The organism is Pannonibacter sp. XCT-53 (assembly GCF_009915765.1).
Taxonomy (GTDB): Bacteria; Pseudomonadota; Alphaproteobacteria; order Rhizobiales; family Stappiaceae; genus Pannonibacter; species Pannonibacter tanglangensis.
The window spans coordinates 2824302-2846902 of record NZ_JAABLQ010000001.1 but is presented as its reverse complement, the minus strand read 5'-3'; the positions used below and the strand labels follow the sequence as shown (position 1 = coordinate 2846902).

At 67.4% G+C, this 22601-nt stretch carries 22 protein-coding genes; 9 read left to right on the top strand and 13 right to left on the bottom strand.

Annotation, left to right across the window (positions count from 1 at the left end; translation table 11 throughout):
* Nucleotides 1-135: 135 nt before the first annotated feature.
* The 6 genes from GWI72_RS12650 to GWI72_RS12625 all read right to left on the bottom strand — a co-directional run bounded on the left by GWI72_RS12650 (nt 136) and on the right by GWI72_RS12625 (nt 6995).
* Nucleotides 136-1524, bottom strand: coding sequence for an aldehyde dehydrogenase family protein (locus tag GWI72_RS12650; protein ID WP_161708833.1), 1389 nt, complete (start codon nt 1522-1524; stop codon nt 136-138).
* A gap of 85 nt (nt 1525-1609) precedes the next feature.
* Nucleotides 1610-2977 carry a glutamine synthetase family protein gene (locus GWI72_RS12645; protein WP_161708832.1) on the bottom strand — a complete coding sequence of 456 codons (1368 nt, stop codon included), beginning with the start codon at nt 2975-2977 and terminating at the stop codon, nt 1610-1612.
* A gap of 80 nt (nt 2978-3057) precedes the next feature.
* Nucleotides 3058-4107, bottom strand: coding sequence for a TRAP transporter substrate-binding protein (locus GWI72_RS12640; RefSeq protein WP_161676556.1), 1050 nt, complete (start codon nt 4105-4107; stop codon nt 3058-3060).
* A gap of 172 nt (nt 4108-4279) precedes the next feature.
* Nucleotides 4280-5620 carry a TRAP transporter large permease gene (locus GWI72_RS12635; RefSeq protein ID WP_161676555.1) on the bottom strand — a complete coding sequence of 447 codons (1341 nt, stop codon included), beginning with the start codon at nt 5618-5620 and terminating at the stop codon, nt 4280-4282.
* Complete coding sequence (locus GWI72_RS12630) at nt 5620-6216, bottom strand: TRAP transporter small permease subunit (RefSeq protein WP_179956067.1); 597 nt, start codon at nt 6214-6216, stop codon at nt 5620-5622. Before GWI72_RS12630 ends, GWI72_RS12635 begins: the two co-directional genes overlap by 1 nt.
* Nucleotides 6216-6995: an N-formylglutamate amidohydrolase gene (locus GWI72_RS12625; protein ID WP_161708831.1), complete on the bottom strand. Its 780-nt coding sequence runs from the start codon at nt 6993-6995 to the stop codon at nt 6216-6218. The genes GWI72_RS12630 and GWI72_RS12625 overlap by 1 nt, the downstream gene beginning before the upstream one ends.
* A gap of 195 nt (nt 6996-7190) precedes the next feature.
* Here GWI72_RS12625 and GWI72_RS12620 point away from each other — a divergent pair, with 195 nt between their 5' ends.
* The 6 genes from GWI72_RS12620 (at nt 7191) to GWI72_RS12595 (ending at nt 12560) form a co-directional block, all read left to right on the top strand.
* Nucleotides 7191-8072, top strand: a complete 882-nt coding sequence (locus GWI72_RS12620) for a MurR/RpiR family transcriptional regulator (protein WP_161676553.1) — start codon at nt 7191-7193, stop codon at nt 8070-8072.
* 404 nt (nt 8073-8476) lie between these two features.
* Nucleotides 8477-9112, top strand: a complete 636-nt coding sequence (locus GWI72_RS12615) for a TetR/AcrR family transcriptional regulator (RefSeq protein ID WP_348272674.1) — start codon at nt 8477-8479, stop codon at nt 9110-9112.
* Entirely contained in the window at nt 9109-9915 is an 807-nt protein-coding gene (locus GWI72_RS12610; protein WP_348272673.1) for an enoyl-CoA hydratase/isomerase family protein, read from the top strand. Before GWI72_RS12615 ends, GWI72_RS12610 begins: the two co-directional genes overlap by 4 nt.
* A gap of 49 nt (nt 9916-9964) precedes the next feature.
* Complete coding sequence (locus GWI72_RS12605) at nt 9965-11503, top strand: AMP-binding protein (protein WP_161708829.1); 1539 nt, start codon at nt 9965-9967, stop codon at nt 11501-11503.
* Nucleotides 11504-11799: 296 nt separating this feature from the next.
* Nucleotides 11800-12180, top strand: coding sequence for a MaoC family dehydratase (locus GWI72_RS12600; protein WP_161708828.1), 381 nt, complete (start codon nt 11800-11802; stop codon nt 12178-12180).
* Nucleotides 12180-12560 carry a MaoC family dehydratase gene (locus tag GWI72_RS12595; protein ID WP_161709176.1) on the top strand — a complete coding sequence of 127 codons (381 nt, stop codon included), beginning with the start codon at nt 12180-12182 and terminating at the stop codon, nt 12558-12560. Before GWI72_RS12600 ends, GWI72_RS12595 begins: the two co-directional genes overlap by 1 nt.
* A 158-nt stretch (nt 12561-12718) precedes the next feature.
* Here GWI72_RS12595 and GWI72_RS12590 read toward each other — a convergent pair whose 3' ends face one another.
* From GWI72_RS12590 to GWI72_RS12560, 7 genes are all read right to left on the bottom strand, one after another.
* Entirely contained in the window at nt 12719-12931 is a 213-nt protein-coding gene (locus GWI72_RS12590) for a cold-shock protein (protein WP_161676548.1), read from the bottom strand.
* Between the two features lie 224 nt (nt 12932-13155).
* Complete coding sequence (locus tag GWI72_RS12585; RefSeq protein ID WP_161708827.1) at nt 13156-14019, bottom strand: alpha/beta fold hydrolase; 864 nt, start codon at nt 14017-14019, stop codon at nt 13156-13158.
* The gene (locus GWI72_RS12580) at nt 14016-15077 is read right to left on the bottom strand and encodes a branched-chain amino acid ABC transporter permease (RefSeq protein ID WP_161676546.1); all 1062 of its coding nucleotides are present in this window, start codon (nt 15075-15077) and stop codon (nt 14016-14018) included. The genes GWI72_RS12585 and GWI72_RS12580 overlap by 4 nt, the downstream gene beginning before the upstream one ends.
* A gap of 10 nt (nt 15078-15087) precedes the next feature.
* Nucleotides 15088-16116 (bottom strand): branched-chain amino acid ABC transporter permease, encoded by a 1029-nt coding sequence (locus tag GWI72_RS12575; RefSeq protein WP_161676545.1) that lies wholly within the window; start codon nt 16114-16116, stop codon nt 15088-15090.
* A complete protein-coding gene (locus GWI72_RS12570) occupies nt 16113-16838 on the bottom strand; it encodes an ABC transporter ATP-binding protein (protein ID WP_161676544.1) in 726 nt (241 codons plus the stop codon). Before GWI72_RS12570 ends, GWI72_RS12575 begins: the two co-directional genes overlap by 4 nt.
* Nucleotides 16831-17610 carry an ATP-binding cassette domain-containing protein gene (locus GWI72_RS12565; protein ID WP_161708826.1) on the bottom strand — a complete coding sequence of 260 codons (780 nt, stop codon included), beginning with the start codon at nt 17608-17610 and terminating at the stop codon, nt 16831-16833. Before GWI72_RS12565 ends, GWI72_RS12570 begins: the two co-directional genes overlap by 8 nt.
* 354 nt (nt 17611-17964) lie before the next feature.
* Complete coding sequence (locus tag GWI72_RS12560; RefSeq protein ID WP_161676542.1) at nt 17965-19188, bottom strand: substrate-binding domain-containing protein; 1224 nt, start codon at nt 19186-19188, stop codon at nt 17965-17967.
* Nucleotides 19189-19551: 363 nt separating this feature from the next.
* On the opposite strand from GWI72_RS12560, the gene GWI72_RS12555 reads away from it, so the two are divergent.
* From GWI72_RS12555 to GWI72_RS12545, 3 genes are all read left to right on the top strand, one after another.
* On the top strand, nt 19552-20196 hold the full coding sequence (locus GWI72_RS12555; RefSeq protein WP_161708825.1) for an NUDIX domain-containing protein: 645 nt from the start codon (nt 19552-19554) through the stop codon (nt 20194-20196).
* 65 nt (nt 20197-20261) lie between these two features.
* Complete coding sequence (locus GWI72_RS12550; protein WP_161708824.1) at nt 20262-21734, top strand: aldehyde dehydrogenase family protein; 1473 nt, start codon at nt 20262-20264, stop codon at nt 21732-21734.
* A 38-nt stretch (nt 21735-21772) separates the two neighbouring features.
* Nucleotides 21773-22525: an SDR family oxidoreductase gene (locus tag GWI72_RS12545; protein ID WP_161708823.1), complete on the top strand. Its 753-nt coding sequence runs from the start codon at nt 21773-21775 to the stop codon at nt 22523-22525.
* The last annotated feature ends 76 nt before the right edge of the window (nt 22526-22601 follow it).

Sequence of the window (22601 nt, the reverse complement as noted above, 5' to 3'; positions counted from 1 at the left end):
CGCTGCGGCCAGCAGGCCAGTCGCAGGCCAGTCGCAAGCCAGTCGCAAGTCAGTCGCAGGCCAGTCGCGGGGCAGCTCCGGTTCGCTTGCCTGCTCCCCTTTGCGATGCGGCGGGGGAGCAGGCGGGTTTCAATCTCAGTGCTCGAGACGCAGGTGGTAGGACTTCGGGCGCGTCAGGTTGGCGAAGCCGATTTCCGACAGGGCGGCGCCCTTGCCGGTGTCCTTCACGCCGGTCCAGACAAGGCCCGGATCCACGTAGTCGCAGCGGTTCATGAACACGGTGCCGGTGTCGATCTGGTGACCGATCGTTTCGGCGGCCTCGGCGTCCTCGGTCCAGATGGACGCGGTGAGGCCATAGGGGCTGTCGTTCATGAGCTGGATCGCCTCGGCGTCGTCCTTCACCTTCATGATGCCGACGACCGGGCCGAAGCTTTCCTCGCGCATCACCGACATCTGGTGATTGACGTTGGTCAGCACCTGCGGGGCGAGGTAAGGCGTGCCGGCCTTGTCCATCGGGAAGGCGGACAGGTCGATGTGGGCCCTGGCGCCCTTGCGGATCGCCTCCTCGGTCTGCTCGCGCACCCAGGTGGCAAAGCGGGTCTGCGCCATCGGACCGATGGTGGTGTCCGGATCGAGCGGATTGCCGAGCTTGTAGTCGCGCGTCAGGGCGACAAAGCCGTCGACAAAGGCGTCGTAGCGGCTTTCATGCACATAGATGCGCTCGATGCCGCAGCAGCACTGGCCGGAATTGAAGAACGCGCCGTCGACGAGATTGGCGATCGCGTAGTCCAGATCGGCATCGGCGCGCACCAGGGCCGGGTCCTTGCCGCCGAGCTCGAGACCCATGGTGGCGAAGGTGCCCGCCAGCGCCCGCTCGATGGCCTTGCCGCCGGCAACCGAGCCGGTGAAGTTGACATGGTCGATGGCGCCGGAGCCGAGCAGCGCCTCGGTGCCCTCATGCGTCAGGACGATGTTCTGGAACACGCCCTTCGGCAGGCCGGCCTTCTCGAAGGCAGCGGCATAGCGTTCGCCGACGAGCAGCGTCTGCGCCGCATGCTTGAGGATGACCACGTTGCCCGCCATCAGCGCCGGGAAGATCGCGTTGCCGGCCGTCATGTAGGGATAGTTCCACGGCGCGATGACCATGACGATGCCGAGCGGCTCCATCTTCAGGTAGCGCTTGAAGCCCGGGCGGTCATGGCGCTCGATGTTGGCGAGGGCCGTCTCGGCGATGCTCGCCATGTACCGGGTCCGCTCCGCCAGGCCGCCCTTCTCGCCGCCGTAGCGCACCGGCCGGCCCATCTGCCAGGCCAGTTCCGTCACGATGTCGTCGTTCATCGCCAGCAGCGCGTCCAGCGCCTTCAGGCAGTAGTCGATGCGGGTGGCAAGCGGGGTCGCGGCCCAGCCGGTCTGGGCGGTGCGGGCGGCTGTCACCACCCGCTCGACGGCGACGGCGTCCAGCGCCGCGCGTTCCGCATAGACCGATCCGTCGACCGGCGAGATGAGTTTGATCGTGTCCGACATGGGTCACCTTCAAAAAACACCGCCGGGTGCCGGCGGCTGCATGGGGCCCCGAGGCGGCTGGCCCGGGTCCGCCGGGCCGCCACTCTCAGGCGCGTTCAAATCCGCGGGCAATCTCGTAATCGGTCACCACGCGGTCGAATTCCTCCTGCTCCCATTCGCCTGCGCGCAGGTAATGGTCAACCACCTTGTCGCCGAAGGCCTCGCGCAGCATGGACGAGGCATTCAGCGCCGACAGCGCATCGCGCAGGTTGCGCGGGATCTGCGGCGTCTTCTGGGCCTCGTAGAGGTCGCCGGTCATGGCCGGGGCCAGGTCCAGCTTCTCCTCGATGCCGCGCAGGCCGGCCGCGATCTGCACGGCAAGCGCCAGATAGGGATTGAGGTCGGAGCCGCCAATGCGGCATTCGACGCGCACGCCCTTGGTGTCCTCGCCACAGAGCCGGAAGCCGGCGGTGCGGTTGTCGATCGACCACACCATCCGCGTCGGCGCGAAGGTGCCCTTCTGGAAGCGCTTGTAGCTGTTGATGTAGGGCGCCAGGAAATAGGTGTAGTCCGGCGCATACTTGATCAGCCCGGCCATGTACTGGCGCATCAGGTCCGACATGCCATGCGGCTTGGACGCGTCGAAGAAGGCCGGCTTGCCGTCCTTGGTCCACAGCGACTGGTGCACGTGGGCGGAGGATCCGGTGCGGTCCTTGTGCCACTTGGGCAGGAAGGTCACGCCGTGCCCGTGCTGCCAGGCAATCTCCTTCACCGCATGCTTGGCAATCGAGTGATAGTCGGCACAGGTCAGCGCATCGGCGTAGCGGATGTTGAGTTCTTCCTGACCGGCCTCGGCCTCGCCCTTGGTGTTCTCCACCGGGATGCCGGCGGCGTAGAGATGGTTGCGCAGCGGGCGCATCACATGCTCTTCCTTGGTCGTGGCCAGGATGTGGTAGTCCTCGTTATAGGCCGAGATCGGCTCCAGGTCGCGGAAGCCGGACTTGCGGATCTCGTCGAAGCTCCTGGCGAACAGGAAGAACTCCAGTTCGGTCGCCATCATGGCGGTCAGGCCGAGGGCATCGAGGCGCGCCACCTGCGTCTTCAGCAGGGCGCGCGGCGAATGCGGCACGTCGGCATGGGTGTGATGGTCCTGCACGTCGCAGAGCACCATGGCGGTGCCTTCGAGCCAGGGCACCAGCCGCAGCGTGGAGAGGTCCGGCTTCATCACATAGTCGCCATAGCCGCCGGCCCAGCTCGTCGCCGCATAGCCGGCGACCGTGTACATCTCCAGATCCGTTGCCAGGAGATAGTTGCAGCAGTGGGTTTCCTCATGCGCGCTGGTGAGGAAGTGCTGCACATGGAAGCGCTTGCCCATGAGCCGGCCCTGCATGTCGACGATGCAGGCCAGCACGGTGTCGATCCTGCCCTCTGCGGCGGCCAGTTTCAGGGCGTCGAGTGTCAGATTTCCAGCCATCTGGATGTAACTTTTCCTGTTGTCCGGGAAGGGTGCGGGAGGCCCCGGACCGCAACGGGTCCGGGGCGCCGGAGCAGGGGTCAGCCGTAGCGGTACGGCCGGCCGGCCTTCGCCATGACGGTGTTGTACTTCTTGATGATCTCGACCACCTGGGCCTTCACCGGCGATTCAGCCGCGATCTCGTCCCAGAACGCGAGCGAGGCCTGTTCGACCACCACCCACTCGTCGTCCGGGATCGAGGTGAGCTGCAGCTTCGGCCCGTTGACGCGCAGGTCCGCCTCGCCGCCCCAGTACCACCACTGGCGATAGAGGTGCGAGCTGTCCATCGCGAGCTGCAGCATCACCTTGAGATGGTCCGGCAGCTCGTTCCAGCGGTCGTTGTTGGCGAAGAAGTGGCCAACCCAGGCGCCGGAGATGTTGTTGGTCAGGAAGTACTTGGTCACGTCGGCCCAGCCGACCGTGTAGCATTCCGTGATGCCCGACCAGGCGATGCCGTCCAGTTCGCCGGTCTGCACGGCCACCTGGATGTCTTCCCAGGGCAGGGTCACCGGCACCACGCCGAACTGGGTCAGGAAGCGCCCGGCGGTCGGGAAGGTGAAGATGCGCTTGCCCTTCAGGTCTTCCAGCTTGGTGATCGGGTCCTTGGTGGCAAAGTGGCAGGGATCCCAGGAGCCGGCGGAAATGTGCTTCACGCCGACCTTGGCATACTCGTCTTCCCAGATCTTCTTCAGGCCGTACTGGTTGAACAGCACCGGCACGTCCAGCGAGTAGCGGGTGGCGAAGGGGAAATAGCCGCCGAACACGGCCACTTCCGTCGGCGAGGCCATGGAGTCGTCATCGGACTGCACGGCGTCGATGGTGCCCTTCTGCATGGCGCGGAACAGTTCCGAGGTCGGAACCAGCTGGTCGGCGTAATAGAGCTCGATCACCATCTGGCCGTTGGCCGCCTTGTTGAAGGCATCGATGGCCGGCTTGATCACATGCTCGCCGAGGGCCGCACCGGCGTAGGTCTGCAGGCGCCACTTGATTGGGGCCTGGCCCAGCACCGCCGGAGCGGCGAGGGTGGTGGCACCGGCGGCGGCAACCGTCGTCAGGCCGGCATTCTTCAGGAATTCACGTCTGCTCGTCATGTCCAGTCACTCCCCTTTAAGGTGATCTGACCCCGGGCAGGTGGCCTTTGGCCTTGTTGTGGCCCGCCGGGGGTCGTCCGCATGTCGAAATCGTGCAGGTCATGCCGCTCCTGGCGGTCTTGCGTCCTCCCTCACATGACGGGCCCGTTGGCCGGGCCCGCCTGTCTTGCTGTCAGGTCCCGTAGACCAGTCCCGGCAGCCACAAGGCAATCTGCGGGAAAATCATGATGATCGCCAGCGCCAGGACCATGATCAGCACGAAGGGCACGATCGAGGCGTAGATGTCGCGCATCGAGAACTCCGGCGGGGCCATGGCGCGCATCAGGAACAGGTTGTATCCGAACGGCGGGGTCAGATAGGCGATCTGGGTCGTGATCGTGTAGAGCACGCCGTACCAGATCAGGGCCTGGTCGGGGGGCATGCCGAGGTCCAGCTTGGCAACCAGCGGCACGTAGAGCGGCGCCACGATGACCAGCATGGCCGTGTCGTCGAGGAACGTGCCCATGACCAGGAACGACAGCTGCATGATGATCAGGATCGTCCAGGGATTGAGGCCCAGCTCGCCGGTGAAGAAGTGTTCGATCGACTTCACCGCCCCCAGTCCGTCGAACACGGCGCCGAAGCCGAGCGCGGCGAGGATGATCCACATGAACATGCAGGAGATGAACAGGGTCTGCTTCACGCAGCTCTGGAAGATGGCCCAGGTCATGCGCCGCTTGGCCAGCGCCACGGCGAAGGCCGTCAGGGCGCCGATGGCCGAGCTCTCGACAAGGCTGGTCCAGCCGTTCACGAAGGGGATCATCATCACGAGGAAGATGCCGATGGGCAGCAGGCCGGCCGACAACAGGCGCAGCTTCTCCGGCATCGGCACGTTGCGTTCTTCCTTCGGCAGCGCCGGTCCGAGCTGCGGCTGCAGCTTGCAGCGGATCGCCACATAGACAATGAACATCGCGGCCATCATCAGGCCAGGGATGACACCGGCAAGCCAGAGGTTGCCGACCGGCTGGCGCGCGATCATGGCGTAGAGCACCAGCACCACCGAGGGCGGGATGAGAATGCCAAGCGAGGACCCGGCCTGGATGACGCCGGAGATCATGCGCTTGTCATAGCCGCGGCGCAGCAGCTCGGGCAGGGCGATGGTCGCGCCGATGGCCATGCCGGCCACCGACAGGCCGTTCATGGCTGACACCAGCACCATCAGCAGGATCGTTCCGATCGCCAGGCCGCCATTGATCGGCCCCATCCAGACGTGGAACATGCGGTAGAGATCTTCCGCGATGCGCGATTCCGACAGCACGTAGCCCATGAAGATGAACATGGGCAGCGTCAGCATCGGATACCAGTTCATCAGCTTGATGGCCTGGGCGAAGGGGATGTCGGTCGAGCCGGTGCCCCAGAGCGCCAGCGCCGCAATGGCCGCGACACCGCCGATGGCGCCGAAGACGCGCTGGCCGGTCAGCATCATCAGCATCATCGAGGCGAACATGAAGAGGGTGATCATCTCGTAGGACATCAGATCTCTTCTCCACTAATACGGGCAATGTCCTTGATCAGCTCGGATATGGCCTGCAGCAGCATCAGGAAGAAACCGAAGGTCATGATCACCTTGATCGGCCACATGTAGGCGCGGAAGGCGGTGCGGCTGCGTTCCAGATGACCCATCACCTCGCCGGCCGCATCCGGACCGCCGGTGACGAAGGCCACGATCAGGTCCCGGTAGAACAGCAGGGGATGATCGTCGAAATAGCCCAGCGAGAAGGCCGTCGAGGCAAGCGAGCCGTAGAGCAGCACGCCGAGATAGAAGATCAGCAGGAACACCGTGAGGGCGTCGATCGAGGCCTTCTTGCGCAGCGACCAGTTGGCGTAGAACAGGTCCATGCGGACATGCGCGCCCGCCTGCAGCGAGTAGGGGCCGCCGAGGACATAATAGGTCACCATCGCGAACTGGGCGAGTTCCAGCGTCCAGAGCGAGGGGGTGAAGAAGGTCTTGGAGATGGACGACCACAGCAGGATCGCCATCATCACGAACAGGCCATACATGATGACCCGGCCGAGACGGATGTTGAAGCCGTCAACCCAGCGGACATAGGCGCGTGCGAAGCCCGGCATCATGCCCCCTCCTCCAGAACCGGCAGGCTGTCCGCCAGGATCTTGCCCAGCCGCTGCCCCCACTGCTTCTCCGCCTCGGGCGTCGCCACATCGCTGTTGCGGATCTCGATCATGGCGCAGGCGCGGCCATGGGCTTCGCCGTGGCGGGTCAGGGTGTAATAGACGCCATCTGCCGGCGAATAGGGCTCGTTGTCGCCCACCGTCAGGTCACCCGGAGCCTTCAGCGCCGCGATCATCGCGTCGCCGAGCCGCCGGTCCTTGTCGGCGATGATGCCGATTTCCCAGGGCCGCGCGACGCCCTTGTAGACCGGGGTGTAGGTGTGGACGGAGACGATGACGCTGCGCTTGCCGGCCCGCGCCCGCTCCGCCACCAGCGTCTCGATGGCGCTGTGGAAGGGCGCATGCGCCAGCGCGATGCGCTGTTTGCGCTCCTCTTCGCCCAGGTTCTCGTTGCCGGGAATGCGCGTGGTCTCGCTGATCGCCGGGATGAGGTCATGCGCCGCGTGGTCGCGGTTGCAGTCGATGATCAGGCGCGAGATGCGCGGATAGACGAGCGGCGCGTCGAGAAGGCGCGCCATCTCCTGCGCCGTGCCGAGCGCACCCGGATCCCAGGCGATGTGGGCCACCCGGGCCTCGGCGCTCAGCCCGAGGTCCCCGTAGGCCTCGGGAATGAAATTCGAGGCGTGGTCGCACACCAGCACATAGTCGCTGCTGCCGTTGCGGTTCTCGACGGACACAGCTGTCCCATCGCTGGCAAACGGCCTCTCCGGCTGTGCCATGCTGCCTCCCCATCTGGATGTGAACGGCCGTTAACGCTTGTATTTTTTGTTACAGAATTGCGTATCAAGCCGCGCCGTGTATGATTTGATACAAGGAAACGGGGCCTGTCAAACATAAAACTTCAAAACGGCCTTCCGGGCATTCCGGCGCGATCAGGCGACGGAAAGGGCGGCAGGGACCGACGGGGAGCGGGCATGGAACATGCACTGGTCGAGGAGATCCGGGCGCGGCTGGACGAGTTCACCGCCACCGAGCGACGCGCCGCGCAGGCGCTGATGGCGAACTATCCGTTTCTGGGTCTGCAGACGGTGGCGCAGTTCGCCGATGCCGCCGGCGTCAGCTCGCCCACCATCCTGCGCTTTGTCGCGCGGCTCGGCTTTCCGGGCTTTCCCGAGTTCCAGCGCCGCCTGAAATCCGAAATCGAGAACCAGCTCAAGGCGCCGCTCGCGCGGGATCTGGCGTTGCCATCCGCGGACACCGGTTGCGGCAACGCCTATGCCGACAAGCTGGTCGAGAACCTGCGCGAGACGTTCCAGCATCTTCCCGCCCGCGAGATCGAGGCCTTCGTCCGGCTGCTCGCGGACGAGCGGCGGACGGTCTACCTGCTCGGCGGCCGCTTCACCGATGCGCTGGCACGCTACATGGCCGCGCATCTGCGCATTGTCCGGCCGGGCGTGCACCATCTGGCCGGGCAGGAGAGCAACTGGCTCGACCAGCTCATCGGCATGGGGCCGAAGGACGTGCTCGTCGTCTTCGACATCCGTCGCTATCAGGCCGGCATCGTGCGCTTTGCCGAGGCGGCGGCCAGGCAGGGCGTCACCGTCGGCCTCATCACCGACAGCTGGATGTCGCCCGTCGCCCGGATCTCGCAGCACGTGCTGCCCGTGCGCGTCGCCGTGCCGTCGCCCTGGGATTCCTCGACGGCGCTGATGGCTGTCGCGGAAGTGCTGATTGCCGGCGTGACCCGCGAAAACTGGCAGCGCAGCGAGCAGCGCATGCAGGCGCTGGAGGCCCTGCGCAACGGGGCCGACCCGGTGCGGCCATTGGAAAGCGACGACGGAGAGGCCCGAGAGTAACGACGCACCTCGACACACCGTCGTCATCCCTGACGAGCGTCAGCTCGAGCCGGGACAGGAGGGTCGAGGTTTCGAGGATCCCATGCGAGGGAACCGGAGGCAGATTGGCTCTCCGGTCCCGGGTCTTCGCTTCGCTGCGCCCGGGAGGAAGGCGACGGGGATCATGGGTCTGGACCCGCAGTCACCGTGTCCGTGACCGCGCCACGACACGCCGGCGGCCCCCTTCGCCCGTGAAGCGCAGCACGGGCTTGCAATCAGGCCCAAAACATGAATAGTGATTCATGTTTCATGTTGGTGCGCCTGCGGGCGCGCTGGCCAGACAAAGGTGTCCCGTGAGCGAACGCAGGCGTCAAGTCCGAACCGAAGCCGCAACTCCCCGGCCACGCAAGGCGAAGGCAGCGCCTGTGCCTGCGGGTCCGGTCGCCGAGGCGGAAGAGCCGCGCGGCGTCCAGCCCAAGACGGCGCGCGGCGAGGCGACGCGCCGGGCGATCCTGGATGCGGCCGAGCGGGTGATCGGCGCGAAGGGCTTCAGCGAGGCGTCCATCGGCGCGATCACGCGCGAGGCCGGATGCGCGCAGGGCACCTTCTACATCTACTTCAAGAGCAAGGAGGAGGTCTTCTCCGAGCTGGTCTTGGAGATGGGCCGTCTTGTCCGCCGGGCGCTGACGCAGGCGACCGCGAACATTCCCGACCGGCTTGATGCGGAAAAGGCGGGCCTGCGCGGCTTCCTCGACTTTGTCGCCGCCCATCCGGATCTCTACCGCATCATCCAGGAGGCGCTGTTCGTCGATCCGGCGGCCTATCGCGCCTATTTCAGCAGTTTCGCGGAAGGCTACCGTTCGGCTCTGGCCGATGCGGAGGCGGCCGGGCAGATCCGGCCCGGCGATTGCGATGTTCGCGCATGGGCCCTCATGGGGATTGCCCGTGCGCTCGGCGAGCGTGCGGTCATCTGGGAGGACCGCACGCCCGTTGCCGAGGTGGTGGACGCCGCGCATGACCTGATCGTGCATGGCCTTCAGCCGCGCGGGGACAAGCCGTGAGCCTTGCTGCGACGGAGGCGGCCGGGCCGCTGGCGGCGCTGCAGCTGGACGGCGGCCACGCCCGCATCACGCTCTCCCGCAGCCGTCGCCACAATGCGCTGGTGCCGGAGCTGCTGACGGATCTGCGAGCCGCCATTGCGGTGGCGCGGCAGTCCGGGGCAAGGGCGCTGGTGCTGGCCTCCGCGGCGCGCAGTTTTTCGATTGGCGGTGACATTGCCGGGTTTCTCGCCCATGCGGGCAGCGCGGGCGCGCTCAGCGCCTATGCCGCCGATCTGGTGGGGGAGCTGAACGGGGCGATCCTCGACCTGCTGGCGTTCCCGATGCCGGTGCTGACGGCGCTCAATGGCCCGGTCACCGGCGGCTCGACCGGGCTGGTGCTGGCGAGCGATCTGGTCGCTGCCGATCCGTCGGCGTTCTTCCAGCCCTATTACGTCGACATGGGCTTTGCGCCCGATGGCGGCTGGACCGCCCTGCTGCCCGACCGGGTCGGCACGGCCACGGCCCTGTCGATCCAGGTTCTCAACCGCCGGATCAGCGCCGACGAGGCGCTGCGTCTGGGTCTGGTCAGCGAACTGGCCGCACCGGGCGGCGTGGAGACCGTGATTGCCGGCTGGCTCGCCACCCTGGCTGCCAAGGATCCGCGCAGCCTTGCCGCCACCCGCGCGGGCGTCTGGACGCCGGAGCGGGTGTCAGTGGTGGCGGCGCGGCTTGAGGCCGAGCGCCAGCGGTTCCTCGCCCTTGTCACCCACCCCGACACGCTGGCGCGCATGCGCGACTTTGCTGCGGGGAGCGCCCGCGCCTGACCGAAGTCTGAATGCGGCCGGGAGGCCGGACCACATCTCTGGAGGACCGATGGATCACGTGACCGACATGGCCGCCCGCCGGGCCGAACTGACCCCGGACCGCGTCGCCTTCATCGACCAGGCAACGGGAGAGCGCCTCACCTTTGCCGAGGTGGAGCGGCAGGCGAGCCGCCTGGCCGCTGCCCTCCTCGACATGGGGCTGGTGGAGGGGGCAAGGGTGCCGATCCTCAGCCTCAACCGGCCGGAGTTCTTCATTGCGCTGTTCGCGGCACAGAAGGCGCGGCTCGTGCTGGTGCCGCTCAACTGGCGCCAGCCCTTTGCCGAGCTGTCGCCGTTGCTTGCCACCTGCCGCTCGCATGTGCTGCTGCATGACACGGCCTTCACGGATGTCGCCCGCGAGCTGGCCGCCCGCCATGGCCTTGCCCGCATCGGGCTGGAACCCGGCATGGACACGCCCTTCGTGCTGGCGGATCTGATTGCCGACGCGGAGGCAGCCGCTGCTGCCGCTGTTTCGGGACGACCCGTCAAGGCCAGCGCGCCGTGGTATCTGCTCTTCACGTCGGGCACCACGGGCCTGCCCAAGGCGGTGATCCAAACCGCCGGCATGGCCTGGGCCAACGCGGTCAACTATGTCCAGGCCACGGATCTCAGCAGCACCGACACCTCGGTGAACTATCTGCCGCTGTTCCACACTGCCGGTATCAATCTCCTCACCCTGCCGCTGTTCCTGTTCGGCGGCCGCTCCACCATCCTGCGCAAGTTCGAGGCCGATGACGTGGTGCGGCTGATCGACAAGGGCGAGGTGACCGCCTTCTTCGGCGTGCCGGCGATCTATCAGGCGCTGGCGCTGCATCCGCGCTTCGGTGATCTCGACATTGCCCGCCTGCGCTCGCTGGTCTGCGGCGGGGCGCCGGTGCCGGAGAAGCTCCTCAGCGACTATCAGGCGCGCGGCGCCACCATCTGCAACGGCATGGGCATGACCGAAACCGGGCCGACGCTGTTCATCATGGACCCGGCCCAGGCCAGCGCCAAGCTCGGCTCGGTCGGCAAGGCGCAGATCCTCGCCGAGGTGCGGCTGGAAGGCGCGGACGGGCGCGTTGTCGAGGGCGCGGGGGAGGGCGAGCTGCAGGTGCGCGGGCCCGGCATCACGCCGGGCTACATGGACAACCCGGAGGCGACGGCCGGTTCTCTTACCGGAGACGGCTGGCTGCGGACCGGCGACATCGCCCGGCGCGATGCGGATGGCTATTACTTCATCGTCGACCGCATCAAGGACATGTACATCTCCGGTGGCGAGAACATCTACCCGGCCGAGGTCGAGCGGGTGCTGCTGACCCATCCGGCCGTGCTGGAGGCCGTGGTCATTGGCGTGCCGGACGAGAAATGGGGCGAGGTCGGCGCGGCCTTCCTGATTGCCCGTCCCGGCGCGGCGCTGGAGGTGGCCGACCTGCCCGCCTGGTGCCGCGAGCGGCTCGCCGCCTACAAGGTTCCCAAGAGCTTCTCCCTCGTCACCGACCTGCCCCGCACCGCCGCCGGCAAGGTGCGCAAGAACATCCTCAAGGACAGGCTGGGGGAGGGGGCGACATGAGGCATGTGCGGCGTTCGTCCTGCATTGCCTCTCCGGTCGCCGCAGCGCCCCTCTCCTCCCTTGAGGGGGAGATGTCTGCGCAAGCAGACAGAGGGGGGTGTTCAGCCGTTCGGCATACCCGGCGTTGCGAGTGACCGGATCGTCCGCTTACCCCCCTCTGCCCCCTGCCGGGGGCATCTCCCCCTCAAGGGGGGAGAGGGGGCCGAGCCAGCCCTTCGACCTTCCCTTGCCCCGCCGAGAGGGAGGGGAGCCGAGAGGCCCCGCAAGAAACCAGACCCGAACCCCCGGAGACCCGCATGACACCAGCCGATCCCTTGCCGCATCGCCGGTCCTGGACGCCGAGCCAGGCGGAGTTTGATGCCTTTGCCGCCGTGTCGGGAGATGACAACCCGATCCACGTCGATCCCGCGTTTTCCGCCCGCACCCGTTTTGGCCGCACCGTGTCGCACGGGATGCTCATCTACACCCGCGTGTTCGGGCTGCTGGGCGAACTGTTTCCCGGGCACCGGCATCAGGCGCAGGCGCTGATGTTTCCCCATCCCGCCTTTGCCGGCGAGGAACTGGTGATCGAGCTGGAGCGGGGCGTGGCGACTGGCTCGGTCGGCATCCGTGTCAGCCGGGCGGCGACAGGCGAAGAGGTGCTGACCGGTCTGGCAACGCTCGAAGGAGGCGCATGATGGGCTTTGTTGTGGGGGAGAGCGCGAGCCTGACGCGCAGGTTCTCGGACGCGGATCTGGCCGCGTTCTCGCGCCTCTCGGGCACGGCGGTGTCTCCGGCGGAGGGCGTGCCGGGACCGCTCATCGGGGCGCTGTTTTCCTGTCTCCTGGGCGTCGACCTGCCGGGTCCGGGCACCAACTATCTGAAGCAGGAGATGCGGTTTCTCGCGCCGGTGCCGCTCGACGTCGAGCTGACCGCACGGGTGACGATCACCCGGCTTCGGCCGGAAAAGCATCTGGTCGATCTGGAGACGGTCTGCGAACTGCCCGATGGCACCCGCGTCTGCGAGGGCCGCGCCCTCGTCTATGTCGAGGATGCCATCCGCCGCACGGCCGCCTGACCGGCCGCTCCGGTCTCGCCCCCGTCACTTCAAACAAAAACGGGGAAACCGAAGGCTGCCCCATCACTTCAAACAAAAAAACGGGGCAACCGAAGGCTGCCCCGTCTGGTCGTATCCCTGGTGTCTGGCACCCGGGCGCGCGATGTCTGGCGCGGCCCTCAGGCGAGCGCGAGATCCGCAGCCTGCTTGCCGCGGCCACGGCGGTCGTCCTCGGTGATGAAGGTCACCTTGGCGCCCTCTTCCGGCGTGCCCAGACCGGAGCGTTCAAAGGCGGTGATGTGCACGAACACATCCTTGCCGCCGTTTTCCGGCGTGATGAAGCCGAAGCCGCGGTCATGGTTGAAGAACTTGATGGTGCCGGTTTCGCGCATGGCGAGGTCCTTTCCCGGGTAGCTTAAGTCAAGTGCCACCGCTCCAGGCGCATCCTGGGGCAGTGCGGCAACGAAACAGTCAAGGCAGAAACGGGAAAGGCAAACGCTGAGGCGGGTCACGCCTGAAACCAGTCTTTCCGGGTCCCAAATTGTCTGGGTCGAAGCCCGTACGGCTGGCGAGTGCGAGGCCGATGCGGGCAACATAGGGTGCATGCCTCGGGCTTTCAAGGCAAAGCGGAGGATTCCGCCTGCCCGCACAGAACTTCCTGCAACAGCCGGTTCACGCGTCCGGGTTCCTCCAGATGCGGCGCGTGTCCGGAGCGTTCGAGGCGATGCACCGTGACGCCGGGCACATGCTGCCGGTGCCAGTCGGCCACCCCCTCGCCATAGAGCGCGCTGCGGGCGCCCTGCACCAGATGCAGCGGACAGGCGAGGGCGGGAAGCAGCGTCCGGAAGTCCTGCCGCGTCAGCGAGGCCCACATCGGCTGCAGCAGCCGCGGGTCGGCCGCCCTGATCTCGCGCCTTGCCCACTGCACGAGGGCCGCGTCCGGCACCGTGCCGCGGGCGAAGATCCGCTGCGCCACCCGCTCGGCCATCTGCGGCCAGCGCCCGGCAATGGCGGCCAGCACGTCGGCGTTGCGCGCGCCGTCCAGTCCGTCGCGCACCCCGTCGGACCAGGTGGCGTCGTTCAGCACCTTCGGCGTCATGTCGAGGCTGACGAGCGCCCGGACCCCGGCCGTGCCATGCCGCTCCGCGAGCGCATAGGCGACATGGGCGCCCATTGACCAGCCGGCCAGCACCACCGGTCCGGGTACCTGTTCCCGCAGCAGGCCGGCGAGCGCATCGGCCGCTGCCTCGATGCTGGGCGTCACGGCGGTCCCGGTGCGGCCATGGCCGGGAAGATCCGGCACGATCAGCCGCGCCACGCCGGCAAGGGCCGTGACCTGCGGCGCGAAGAAGCCGCCGTGGCAGGACCAGCCGTGCAGCAGCACCAGCACCGGCCGTGCCGCGCGGTTTCCGTCCCCCGCGCGGCCGTCCGGGTCGCTGTCCCGGTAGACCAGGCCGGATGCGCTCAGGGCCTCCCTCATGCGCGGCCTGCGCGCAGCCGGCCAACGACACCGGTCGGGAAGAAATAGACCGACAGCACGAACAGGACGCCCAGCCACATCAGCCAGCGATCCGGAGCCACCAGCGCCGAGAGCAGCGGAATGCCCGCCGTCGCCCCTTCCGCCAGTCCCATCAGGGCCTGCAGGTAGGTCTGGGCCAGGATGAACAGCGTCGCGCCGATGACCGCGCCATACATCGTGCCCATGCCGCCGATCACCACCATCAGCAGGATGTCGACCATGATCTCCATCGACAGGGTCGTCGCCGGGCCGGTGTAGCGCAGCCACAAGGCGAGCAGCACGCCCGCCATCGCCGCCATCATCGCCGACAGCACCGTCGCCGCCGTGCGGTAATGCACGGCCTTGTAGCCGATCGCCTCGGCGCGGAAGCCATTGTCGCGCACCGCCTTCAGCACGCGGCCGAAGGGCGAGTTGACGATCCGCACCAGAGCAAGGAACAGCACCAGCGCCACGCCGAAGATGAGATAATAGCTCAGCACCTTGCCATCGATGCGCAGGCCCAGCACCGGCTCGTCGAACAGCCTGAACGCCGGCGTCAGTTCGCGCGGGATCCGGTAATTGAGCCCGTCCTCGCCGCCGGTGAGGAAGGAGAGCTGCGACACCAGCACGGCGAAGGCGCTGGCAATCGCCAGCGTCACCATGGCGAAGAAGATCGCCTTCACGCGCAGCGAGAACAGCCCGATGGCCAGCGCCAGCAGCGCCGCGAGGCTCACCCCGCACAGCGCGCCGAGCCCGGCTGCGGCAAAGCTGGCCCCGCCCAGCGTCAGCCCGAGCGCGGTGCCATAGGCGCCGAGCCCGAAGAACATCGTGTGGGCGAAGGAGACGATGCCGGTGTAGCCGATCAGGAGGTCATAGCTTGCCACCAGCACGATGAAGATGCAGATGCGCGCGGCCGTCTCCAGCGGCTTGCTGCCGGGAAACAGGAACGGGGCAAAGGCAAGGCCGACCAGGATCAGCACGAGCACAACGGTCAGCAGCGGGCTTCCCGGCCGGTCGCCGGACAGGAGTTTCATCAGCATGGCGTGCTCCTCACTTGGCCTTGACGACGGGGTAGAGGCCCTGCGGCCGCCACATCAGCACCACCACCATCAGTCCGATGGTGGAGACGAGCGCCACCTTGGGCGCGGCAAAGGCGGTGTAGTTGGCCAGAAGCCCCACCAGCAGCGCGCCGATGAAACAGCCCTCGACCGAGCCGAGACCGCCGATGATGACGACGATGAACACCAGCACCATGATCTCCGAGCCCATGTGCGCGGTGATGGTTTCCTGATAGAGGCCCCACATCACGCCGCCCAGACCGGCGAGCGCCGAGCCGACCATGAACACCACGAGGAACAGCCGGCGGATGCGGTAGCCGAGCGCTTCCACCATCTCGCCGTTCTCCACGCCGGCGCGCACCAGCAGGCCGACCTTGGTGTGCTTGAGCACATGCCGCATGGCGACGAACAGCGCCAGTCCGATCCCGACCGCCACGAGCCTGTACTTCTCGATGGCCGCGTCGCCGATCACCCAGGAGCCCTGCAGCGCCAGCGGCCGCGACAGGTGCAGCGCGTCCGGTCCCCAGACCACATGGATGAGCTGCTGCGCGATGATCATGCCGCCCATGGTGACTAGGATCTGCTTCAGGTGCTGGCCATAGACCGGCTTGATGATCACCTTCTCGAAGCCGTAGCCCATCAGGCCCGTGGCCAGCATGGTCACCGTGATGGCGATCAGCATGGCCGCCAGGTTCATGAGCACGGAGGGATGCGCCGTCCATCCGGACAGCCACGTCAGCACGGTGAAGCCGATGAAGGCCCCGACGGCGACGAAGGCCCCGTGGCCGAAGTTGATGATGTCCATCAGGCCGAACACCAGCGTCAGGCCCGAGGCCATGATGAAGATCATCAGCCCCATGGCGAGGCCCGCCACCGTCAGCGTTGCCCAGGTCGACGGATTGCCCGTCACCACCAGCCCGCCCAGCATCAGCAGGGGAACCAGCAGCAGCGGCGCCTTGTCCGCCAGTCGTTCGGCAAGCGGCCGCGCCTCGATGCGGGGCCGGATCAGGGTCTCGCTCATTGATGCGCCTCCAGGCTCAGTCCCATCAGCCGCTCCTGCAGGCCGGCATCGGCCACCAGCGTGGCCATGTCGCCGGCATGCACGATGCGGCCATCATCCATCACGGCCACCGTGTCGCCGAGGCTCGAGGCCATGGCGAAGTTCTGCTCGACCAGCAGGATGGTGGTTTCGGTTTCCTTGAGCTGGCGCAGCGCATCGGTCATCGAGGCGATGATCGCCGGGGCCAGCCCCTTGGTCGGTTCGTCGATCAGGATCAGGCGACGCGGCTCGATGATCGCGCGCGACACGGCCAGCATCTGCTTCTGCCCGCCTGAGAGGGTCCCGGCCGACGCGGTCCAGAAGGTGCGGATCGGCGGGAACAGGTCCTGCACCCAGGAAAGCCGCCTGGCGTCGATCGGCCCGGACGTGGCGGCGAGCGTCATGTTCTCCGCCACCGTCAGGTCCGTGAAGATGCCCATGTTTTCCGGCACATAGGCAATGCCGGCGCGGGCAATCGACGGCGTGTCCAGCTGGGTGATGGCCCGGCCGTCGAAGCGGATCTCGCCCCGGCTCGCCCGCCACAGGCCCATGATGGTGCGCAAGCTGGTCGTCTTGCCCGCGCCGTTGCGGCCGAGCAGCACCGACACTCCGCCTTGCGGCACGGTCAGCGAAACGCCCTGCAGGATGTGATAGGGCCCGATGTGGGTATGGACGCCGTCCAGCGTCAGAAGCGGGTCAGCCATGGGCAGCCTCCGTCACGCGCTTGCCGAGATAGGCTTCCTGCACCACGGCCGAACTGATCACCGCGGCCGGTTCGCCATCGGCGACCAGCGCCCCGTTGTGCAGCACGATGATGCGGTCGGCGAGGGTGCGGATCACGTCCATCTTGTGCTCGACCAGCAGGATGGTGCGATCCTTGTCGGCCTTCAGCTCCTGGATCAGCTTCAGGATCACGGGCACCTCGTCGACGCTCATGCCGGCGGTCGGCTCGTCGAACATCAGCACCTGCGGTCCCAGCGCGATCAGCAGCGCCACTTCCAGCTTGCGCTGGTCGCCATGCGGCAGGGCGCTGACCGTCTGGTTGGCCTTGTCGAGCAGGCGCACTTCGGCCAGCACATGTTCGGCCCGCTCGATCAGGCCGACGTGGCTGTCGGCCATGGAGAAGAGATCAAGGCCGAGGTTGGCCTTGGCCTGGGCAACCAGCCGGACATTCTCGCGCACCGTCAGGGTGGGAAACAGGTTGGTGAGCTGGAACGCCCGGCCGATGCCCTTCAGCGTCCGGTCCGGGACGCCGAGCCGCGTGATGTCCTCGCCGTTCAGGACGACCTTGCCATGGCTCGCCCGGAGCTGGCCGGAGATCAGGTTGAAGTAGGTCGTCTTGCCGGCGCCATTCGGTCCGACAATGGCTGTCAGCGTGCCGCGCTCGAAGGCGCAGCTGACATGGTCCACGGCCACATGCCCGCCGAAGCGGATCGTCAGCTCATGGGTTTCCAGAATGGGATGTTCACGCGCCACTGGATCGTTCCATGCGGGGTTGCGGGGAAGGCGAGATTGGTGTTCCGGGGCCACGGCAGCCCCGGCGAGACGCAGCGCCCCTCTCTCCCCTTGAGGGGGAGATGTCTGCGACAGCAGACAGAGGGGGGCACGGCGGTCCAGCGCAGTCAGCGCGAGACGAGAGTGCCTGGTACCCCCCTCTGCCCCCATCCGGGGGCATCTCCCCCTCAAGGGGGGAGAGGAGGCTGCGGCACTTGGTTTCAGGCCCAGACCCGCACCATTTGCTCATCCTCCACCCCCTCCCCACGAAGGGGAGAGGAAAGAGGGCACGCTGCACGGCATCCGGCCAAACCCTGTCCGGCCTGACTGACCAGCTTACTTCTTGTTGCGGATCGGGATGTTCATGTCCTCGATCGTCAGCTCGCGCACGAGTTCCGGGATGCCCCAGGCCACGTTCGGATCGACCTTGATCTTGAAGTGATACATCGACTGCAGCGCCTGATGGTCCTCGGGACGGAACACCATCTTGCCCTTGGGCGTCTGGAACTCCATGCCCTGCATGGCGGTGATCAGCGCTTCCGTTTCGGTCGACCCGGCCTTCCTGATCGCCTCGACAATGGCGATGCCGGCCGTCATGCCACCGGCGGTGAAGAAGTCCGGCGGCGACTCATGGCGCTTCCGGTGCTCGGCGACCAGCCAGTCGTTCACCGGGTTCTTCGGGATGTCGTAGTAGTAATAGGTCGCGCCTTCCATGCCCGGCAGCGCCTTGTAGGCGGCCATCGCGGCCAGGATGTTGCCGCCCGTGGCGATCTCGATGCCGAAGCGCTCCGGCTCCATGGCCTTGATCTTGCCGATCGGGTTGTTGGCACCGGCCCAGATCACGAACAGGAACTTGCGGCCCGGCTGGTCCTTCATCGCGTCGAAGATGCGCTGGGCGCTGGCGGTGAAGTCCTGGGTGTCGGTCGGGACATATTCCTCGAAGGCCAGCTTGGCGCCGGTCGGGCCGAGCGCTTCCTTGAACGCGGCCACGCCGTCGCGGCCGAAGGCATAGTCCTGCGCCAGCGTGGCGATGGTCACGCCCTCCTTGCCGAGCGCGACGGCGTTGGCGATGGCGTCCTGCGAGGAGTTGCGGCCGGTGCGGAAGATGTAGCGGTTCCAGGCCTCGCCCGTGATGCTGTCGGCCACGGCCGGCTCGACGATCAGCAGCTTCTCGTATTCCTCGGCAACCGGCAGCATGGCCAGCGCAACACCGGAGGCAACGGGGCCAACCGCGATGTCGGCATTGTCGTCGCCATAGGCTTCCGCGAGCACGGCCTTGGCGATGTCCGGCTTGGTCTGGGTGTCCTTCTCGATCACCACCAGCTTGCGGCCGTTCACTTCCATGGTGCCGCCGGTGGCGTATTCGAGACCCATCATCAGGCCGATATGCGACTGCTTGGCATAGGCTTCCAGCGGGCCGGTCTTGTCATAGACATGGGCGATGCGGATGTCCTCCGCCTGGGCCGGGCTGACCAGTCCCGCAAGCGGGGCGGCAGCGGCAAGGCCGAAGACGGTGGCCAGCGCCAGGCGTCTCAACGTCGACTGCAAGTTCGATTTCATGGGCAACATCCTCCCGAGTGCCGGACGCGCTCCCCCGCGCCCTGAAACATCCGGCCCCGCAAATCCCTTGCAAGATCAGTCCAGCCCCGGGCGGGGCTGCGGTGGCGATGGGGCACATGCCGAACTGATGTCCAGACCTGACCGGGCCGAACCGTGCTTGCGGCAAAAGCCGTGCTGCGCTGGTTCATGTCGCGCGGGTCCGGGTCGGGCAGGCCGGTACGGCGGCAACCGGATGCCAAATATGAAACCTGAATCATGCGTCATGTCAAATGACAGTTTCGCGTCTGGCGCGAATTTGTGTCGCGCGGCTATCCTGCATCGGACACCGAACAGGAGCATGACGCCCGCCATGACCAGGGTCCGATGAGCAAGCCGTCCGTCCCGCCCGCCGCCTCCCTCGCCGGGGATGCCGCCGGCATCGAGATCCTCTCCCGGCGCGAGGTCTACCGGGGCCGGGCGACGGTCGAGGAAGTCACCTTGCGCCAGCGCCGGCGCGACGGTGGCCACCAGGAGATCACCCGGGAGATTGTCCGCTATGGCCGCAACGTCGTGGCGGTGCTGCCGCTCGATCTGGAGCGTGGCTGCCTGCTCCTGTGCCGCCAGTTGCGCGTGCCCATGCTGGTGGACCAGGGGGATCCGCGCCCGTTCGAAGTCTGTGCCGGTCGGCTGGAGGAGGGGGAGGACGCGGCCGACGGGGCGCGGCGCGAGCTTCTGGAGGAGTTCGGCGTCGCGGCCCTGAGCCTGACGCCGGTGATGGTCTGCTACACCAGTCCGGGCATCCTCGGGGCGCGCGCCGACCTGTTTCTCGCCGGGTATGACGGCGCTGCCCGTGCCGCGGGTGGCGGCCTCGTGGCGGAAGGCGAGGACATCGAGGTGCTGGAGGTCGGCTTTGCCGAGGCGGCGCGCCTGCTGGCCGAAGGCCGGCTGCGGGACGCCAAGTCGGTGATCCTGCTGCAGCATCTCATGCTGAGACACCCGGACCGGTTCGGGCCCCTGGCCGGCCCTTGAGCGCATTGCGGCCCTTGACGGGTTCCGCTAGCGTTCCGGGGACAACCGACGCGGGAGACGCAGCGATGCCGGAGGGAACGGGCCACACAGGCGAGATACTGCGGCCGGGCGCCGTCATCGACGGCACGGTCGGCCCGGCCACCGGGGATGACCGCTTCGACAGCCTCTGCCCCTCCGATGGCCGGCTCATCGCCCGCATCCCGCGCTGCGACGCCGCCGATGTCGGCCGGGCCGTTGCCAGCGCCCGCCGCGCGTTCGACGAGGGCCCCTGGCCACGCCTCACCGCGCTGGAGCGGGGCCGTCTGCTCACCCGGCTCTCGGCCCTCGTCAGCGACCACGCCGGGGAACTGGCGGCTCTCGAGTCGCTCGACACCGGCAAGCCGCTGCGCCAGGGCAAGGCCGACATCCTCGCCCTCGCCCGCTATTTCGAGTTCTACGGCGGCGCGGCCGACAAGGTGACGGGCGACACCATTCCCACCGCCGACGGCTTCCTCGCCATGACCCTGCGCGAACCGCTCGGCGTCGTCGGCGGCATCATCCCGTGGAATTATCCGGCGCAGATCATGGGCCGCGTCGCCGGGGCCGCGCTCGCCATGGGCAACACGCTGGTGCTGAAGCCGGCGGAGGAGGCCTGCCTCAGCGTCCTGCGCGTCGGCGAGCTGGCGCTGGCAGCCGGCTTTCCGGCCGGCGTCTTCAACGTGGTTCCGGGGTTCGGCCACGAGGCCGGCGCTGCCCTTGCCAACCATCCGGGCCTTGATTTCCTCACCTTTACCGGCTCGCCCGACGTCGGCGTGCTGATCCAGACGGCGGCGGCGCGCAACCACATCGGCTGCACGCTGGAACTGGGCGGCAAGTCGCCCCAGATCGTTTTCGAGGATGCCGATCTCGAACAGGCCGTGCCGGTCATCCTCAACGCCATCTTCCAGAACTGCGGCCAGACCTGTTCGGCCGGCAGCCGGGTCCTGGTGCAGCAGGGCCTCTGGCCGCCGCTCGCCGAGGCCTTGCGCGCCCGCGTGCGCACGCTGGTCGCCGGTCCCCATGACCGCGATCTTGATCTCGGCCCCCTCATCTCGGAAGGCCAGCTGCGCCGGGTGCGGTCCTTTGTCGAGCGGGCGGCCAGCGACGGCATTCCCCTCATTGCCGAAGGCGCCATCGCCCCCGATGCCCCGCAGGGCGGCTTCTACGTGCCGGCCCGGATCTACGGTCCCGTCCCGCCGGACCATGTGCTGGCGCGCGAGGAAGTGTTCGGCCCGGTCCTGTCGCTGATCCCCTTCCGCGACGAGGCCGAGGCGGTCCGGCTGGCCAATGGCACCGACTACGGCCTGGTCGCCGGCGTGTGGAGCCGCGACGGCCAGCGCGCCCTGCGCGTCGCGCGGCAGGTCCGCGCCGGTCAGGTCTTCGTCAACGCCTATGGCGCGGGCGGCGGCATCGAGCTGCCCTTCGGCGGCTTCAAGAAATCCGGCCACGGCCGCGAAAAGGGCTTCGAGGCGCTGTATGAATTCTCGGCGACCAAGACCCTCGTCCTGCGCCATGGTTAGCCGGCAAAATAACTAATCGAAACCGGGGAGGAACAGGCATGGCAGACAGGCTGAAGGGCAAGGTGGCGGTGATCACCGGGGCGGGGTCCGGCTTCGGCGAGGGCATGGCCAAACGCTTTGCCGAGGAAGGCGCAAGGGTCGTGGTGGCGGATCTGAACGGCGACGCCGCGGCCCGCGTCGCCGGCGAGATCGGCGCCTCTGCCGTCGCGGTGACCGCCGACGTCACGCTGCGCGCCGATGTCGAGCGCATGATCAAGGCCGCATCCGGGGGCTTCGGCCGGCTCGACATCCTCATCAACAACGCCGGCTATTCCCACCGCAACAAGTCACTGCTCGAGGTCTCGGAAGAGGAGTTCGACCGCATCCTCGCCGTCAACGCCAAGGCGATCTACCTGTCCACCCTCGCCGTCGTGCCCATCATGGAAGCCCAGGGCGGCGGCGTCATCCTCACCACCGCCTCGACTGCCGGCCTGCGCCCCCGTCCGGGTCTCACCTGGTACAACGCCTCCAAGGGCTGGGCGATCACCGCCTCCAAGTCGATGGCGGCCGAGCTGGCGCCAAAGAACATCCGCGTCAACGCGCTCTGCCCCGTGGCCGGCGAGACGGGCATGCTGCATCTCTTCATGGGCGAGGACACGCCGGAGAAGCGGGCGCAGTTCAAGGCCTCGATCCCGCTTGGCCGCCTGTCGAAGCCGACGGACATGGCCAATGCCGCGCTGTGGCTCGCCTCCGACGAGGCCGAGTTCATCACGGGCGTGGCGCTTGAGGTGGACGGCGGCCGCTGCATCTGAGCGGCCACCGGATCGGCGCAGGACCGCACCGGGACCCGGCGCACCAGTCACGAGCACACCCGTCCTGCGCGCCGGC

Bases quoted from the DNA above. Each gene is read 5' to 3' on its own strand.
- GWI72_RS12595 (WP_161709176.1), top strand. From the start codon at position 12,180: ATGGGCTTTGTTGTGGGGGAGAGCGCGAGCCTGACGCGCAGGTTCTCG.
- GWI72_RS12645 (WP_161708832.1), bottom strand. From the start codon at position 2,977: ATGGCTGGAAATCTGACACTCGACGCCCTGAAACTGGCCGCCGCAGAG.
- GWI72_RS12620 (WP_161676553.1), top strand. From the start codon at position 7,191: ATGGAACATGCACTGGTCGAGGAGATCCGGGCGCGGCTGGACGAGTTC.
- GWI72_RS12585 (WP_161708827.1), bottom strand. From the start codon at position 14,019: ATGAGGGAGGCCCTGAGCGCATCCGGCCTGGTCTACCGGGACAGCGAC.
- GWI72_RS12630 (WP_179956067.1), bottom strand. From the start codon at position 6,216: ATGCCGGGCTTCGCACGCGCCTATGTCCGCTGGGTTGACGGCTTCAAC.
- GWI72_RS12605 (WP_161708829.1), top strand. From the start codon at position 9,965: ATGGATCACGTGACCGACATGGCCGCCCGCCGGGCCGAACTGACCCCG.
- GWI72_RS12625 (WP_161708831.1), bottom strand. From the start codon at position 6,995: ATGGCACAGCCGGAGAGGCCGTTTGCCAGCGATGGGACAGCTGTGTCC.
- GWI72_RS12635 (WP_161676555.1), bottom strand. From the start codon at position 5,620: ATGTCCTACGAGATGATCACCCTCTTCATGTTCGCCTCGATGATGCTG.
- GWI72_RS12545 (WP_161708823.1), top strand. From the start codon at position 21,773: ATGGCAGACAGGCTGAAGGGCAAGGTGGCGGTGATCACCGGGGCGGGG.
- GWI72_RS12590 (WP_161676548.1), bottom strand. From the start codon at position 12,931: ATGCGCGAAACCGGCACCATCAAGTTCTTCAACCATGACCGCGGCTTC.
- GWI72_RS12575 (WP_161676545.1), bottom strand. From the start codon at position 16,116: ATGAGCGAGACCCTGATCCGGCCCCGCATCGAGGCGCGGCCGCTTGCC.
- GWI72_RS12650 (WP_161708833.1), bottom strand. From the start codon at position 1,524: ATGTCGGACACGATCAAACTCATCTCGCCGGTCGACGGATCGGTCTAT.
- GWI72_RS12580 (WP_161676546.1), bottom strand. From the start codon at position 15,077: ATGCTGATGAAACTCCTGTCCGGCGACCGGCCGGGAAGCCCGCTGCTG.
- GWI72_RS12600 (WP_161708828.1), top strand. From the start codon at position 11,800: ATGACACCAGCCGATCCCTTGCCGCATCGCCGGTCCTGGACGCCGAGC.
- GWI72_RS12640 (WP_161676556.1), bottom strand. From the start codon at position 4,107: ATGACGAGCAGACGTGAATTCCTGAAGAATGCCGGCCTGACGACGGTT.
- GWI72_RS12570 (WP_161676544.1), bottom strand. From the start codon at position 16,838: ATGGCTGACCCGCTTCTGACGCTGGACGGCGTCCATACCCACATCGGG.
- GWI72_RS12550 (WP_161708824.1), top strand. From the start codon at position 20,262: ATGCCGGAGGGAACGGGCCACACAGGCGAGATACTGCGGCCGGGCGCC.
- GWI72_RS12555 (WP_161708825.1), top strand. From the start codon at position 19,552: ATGAGCAAGCCGTCCGTCCCGCCCGCCGCCTCCCTCGCCGGGGATGCC.
- GWI72_RS12560 (WP_161676542.1), bottom strand. From the start codon at position 19,188: ATGAAATCGAACTTGCAGTCGACGTTGAGACGCCTGGCGCTGGCCACC.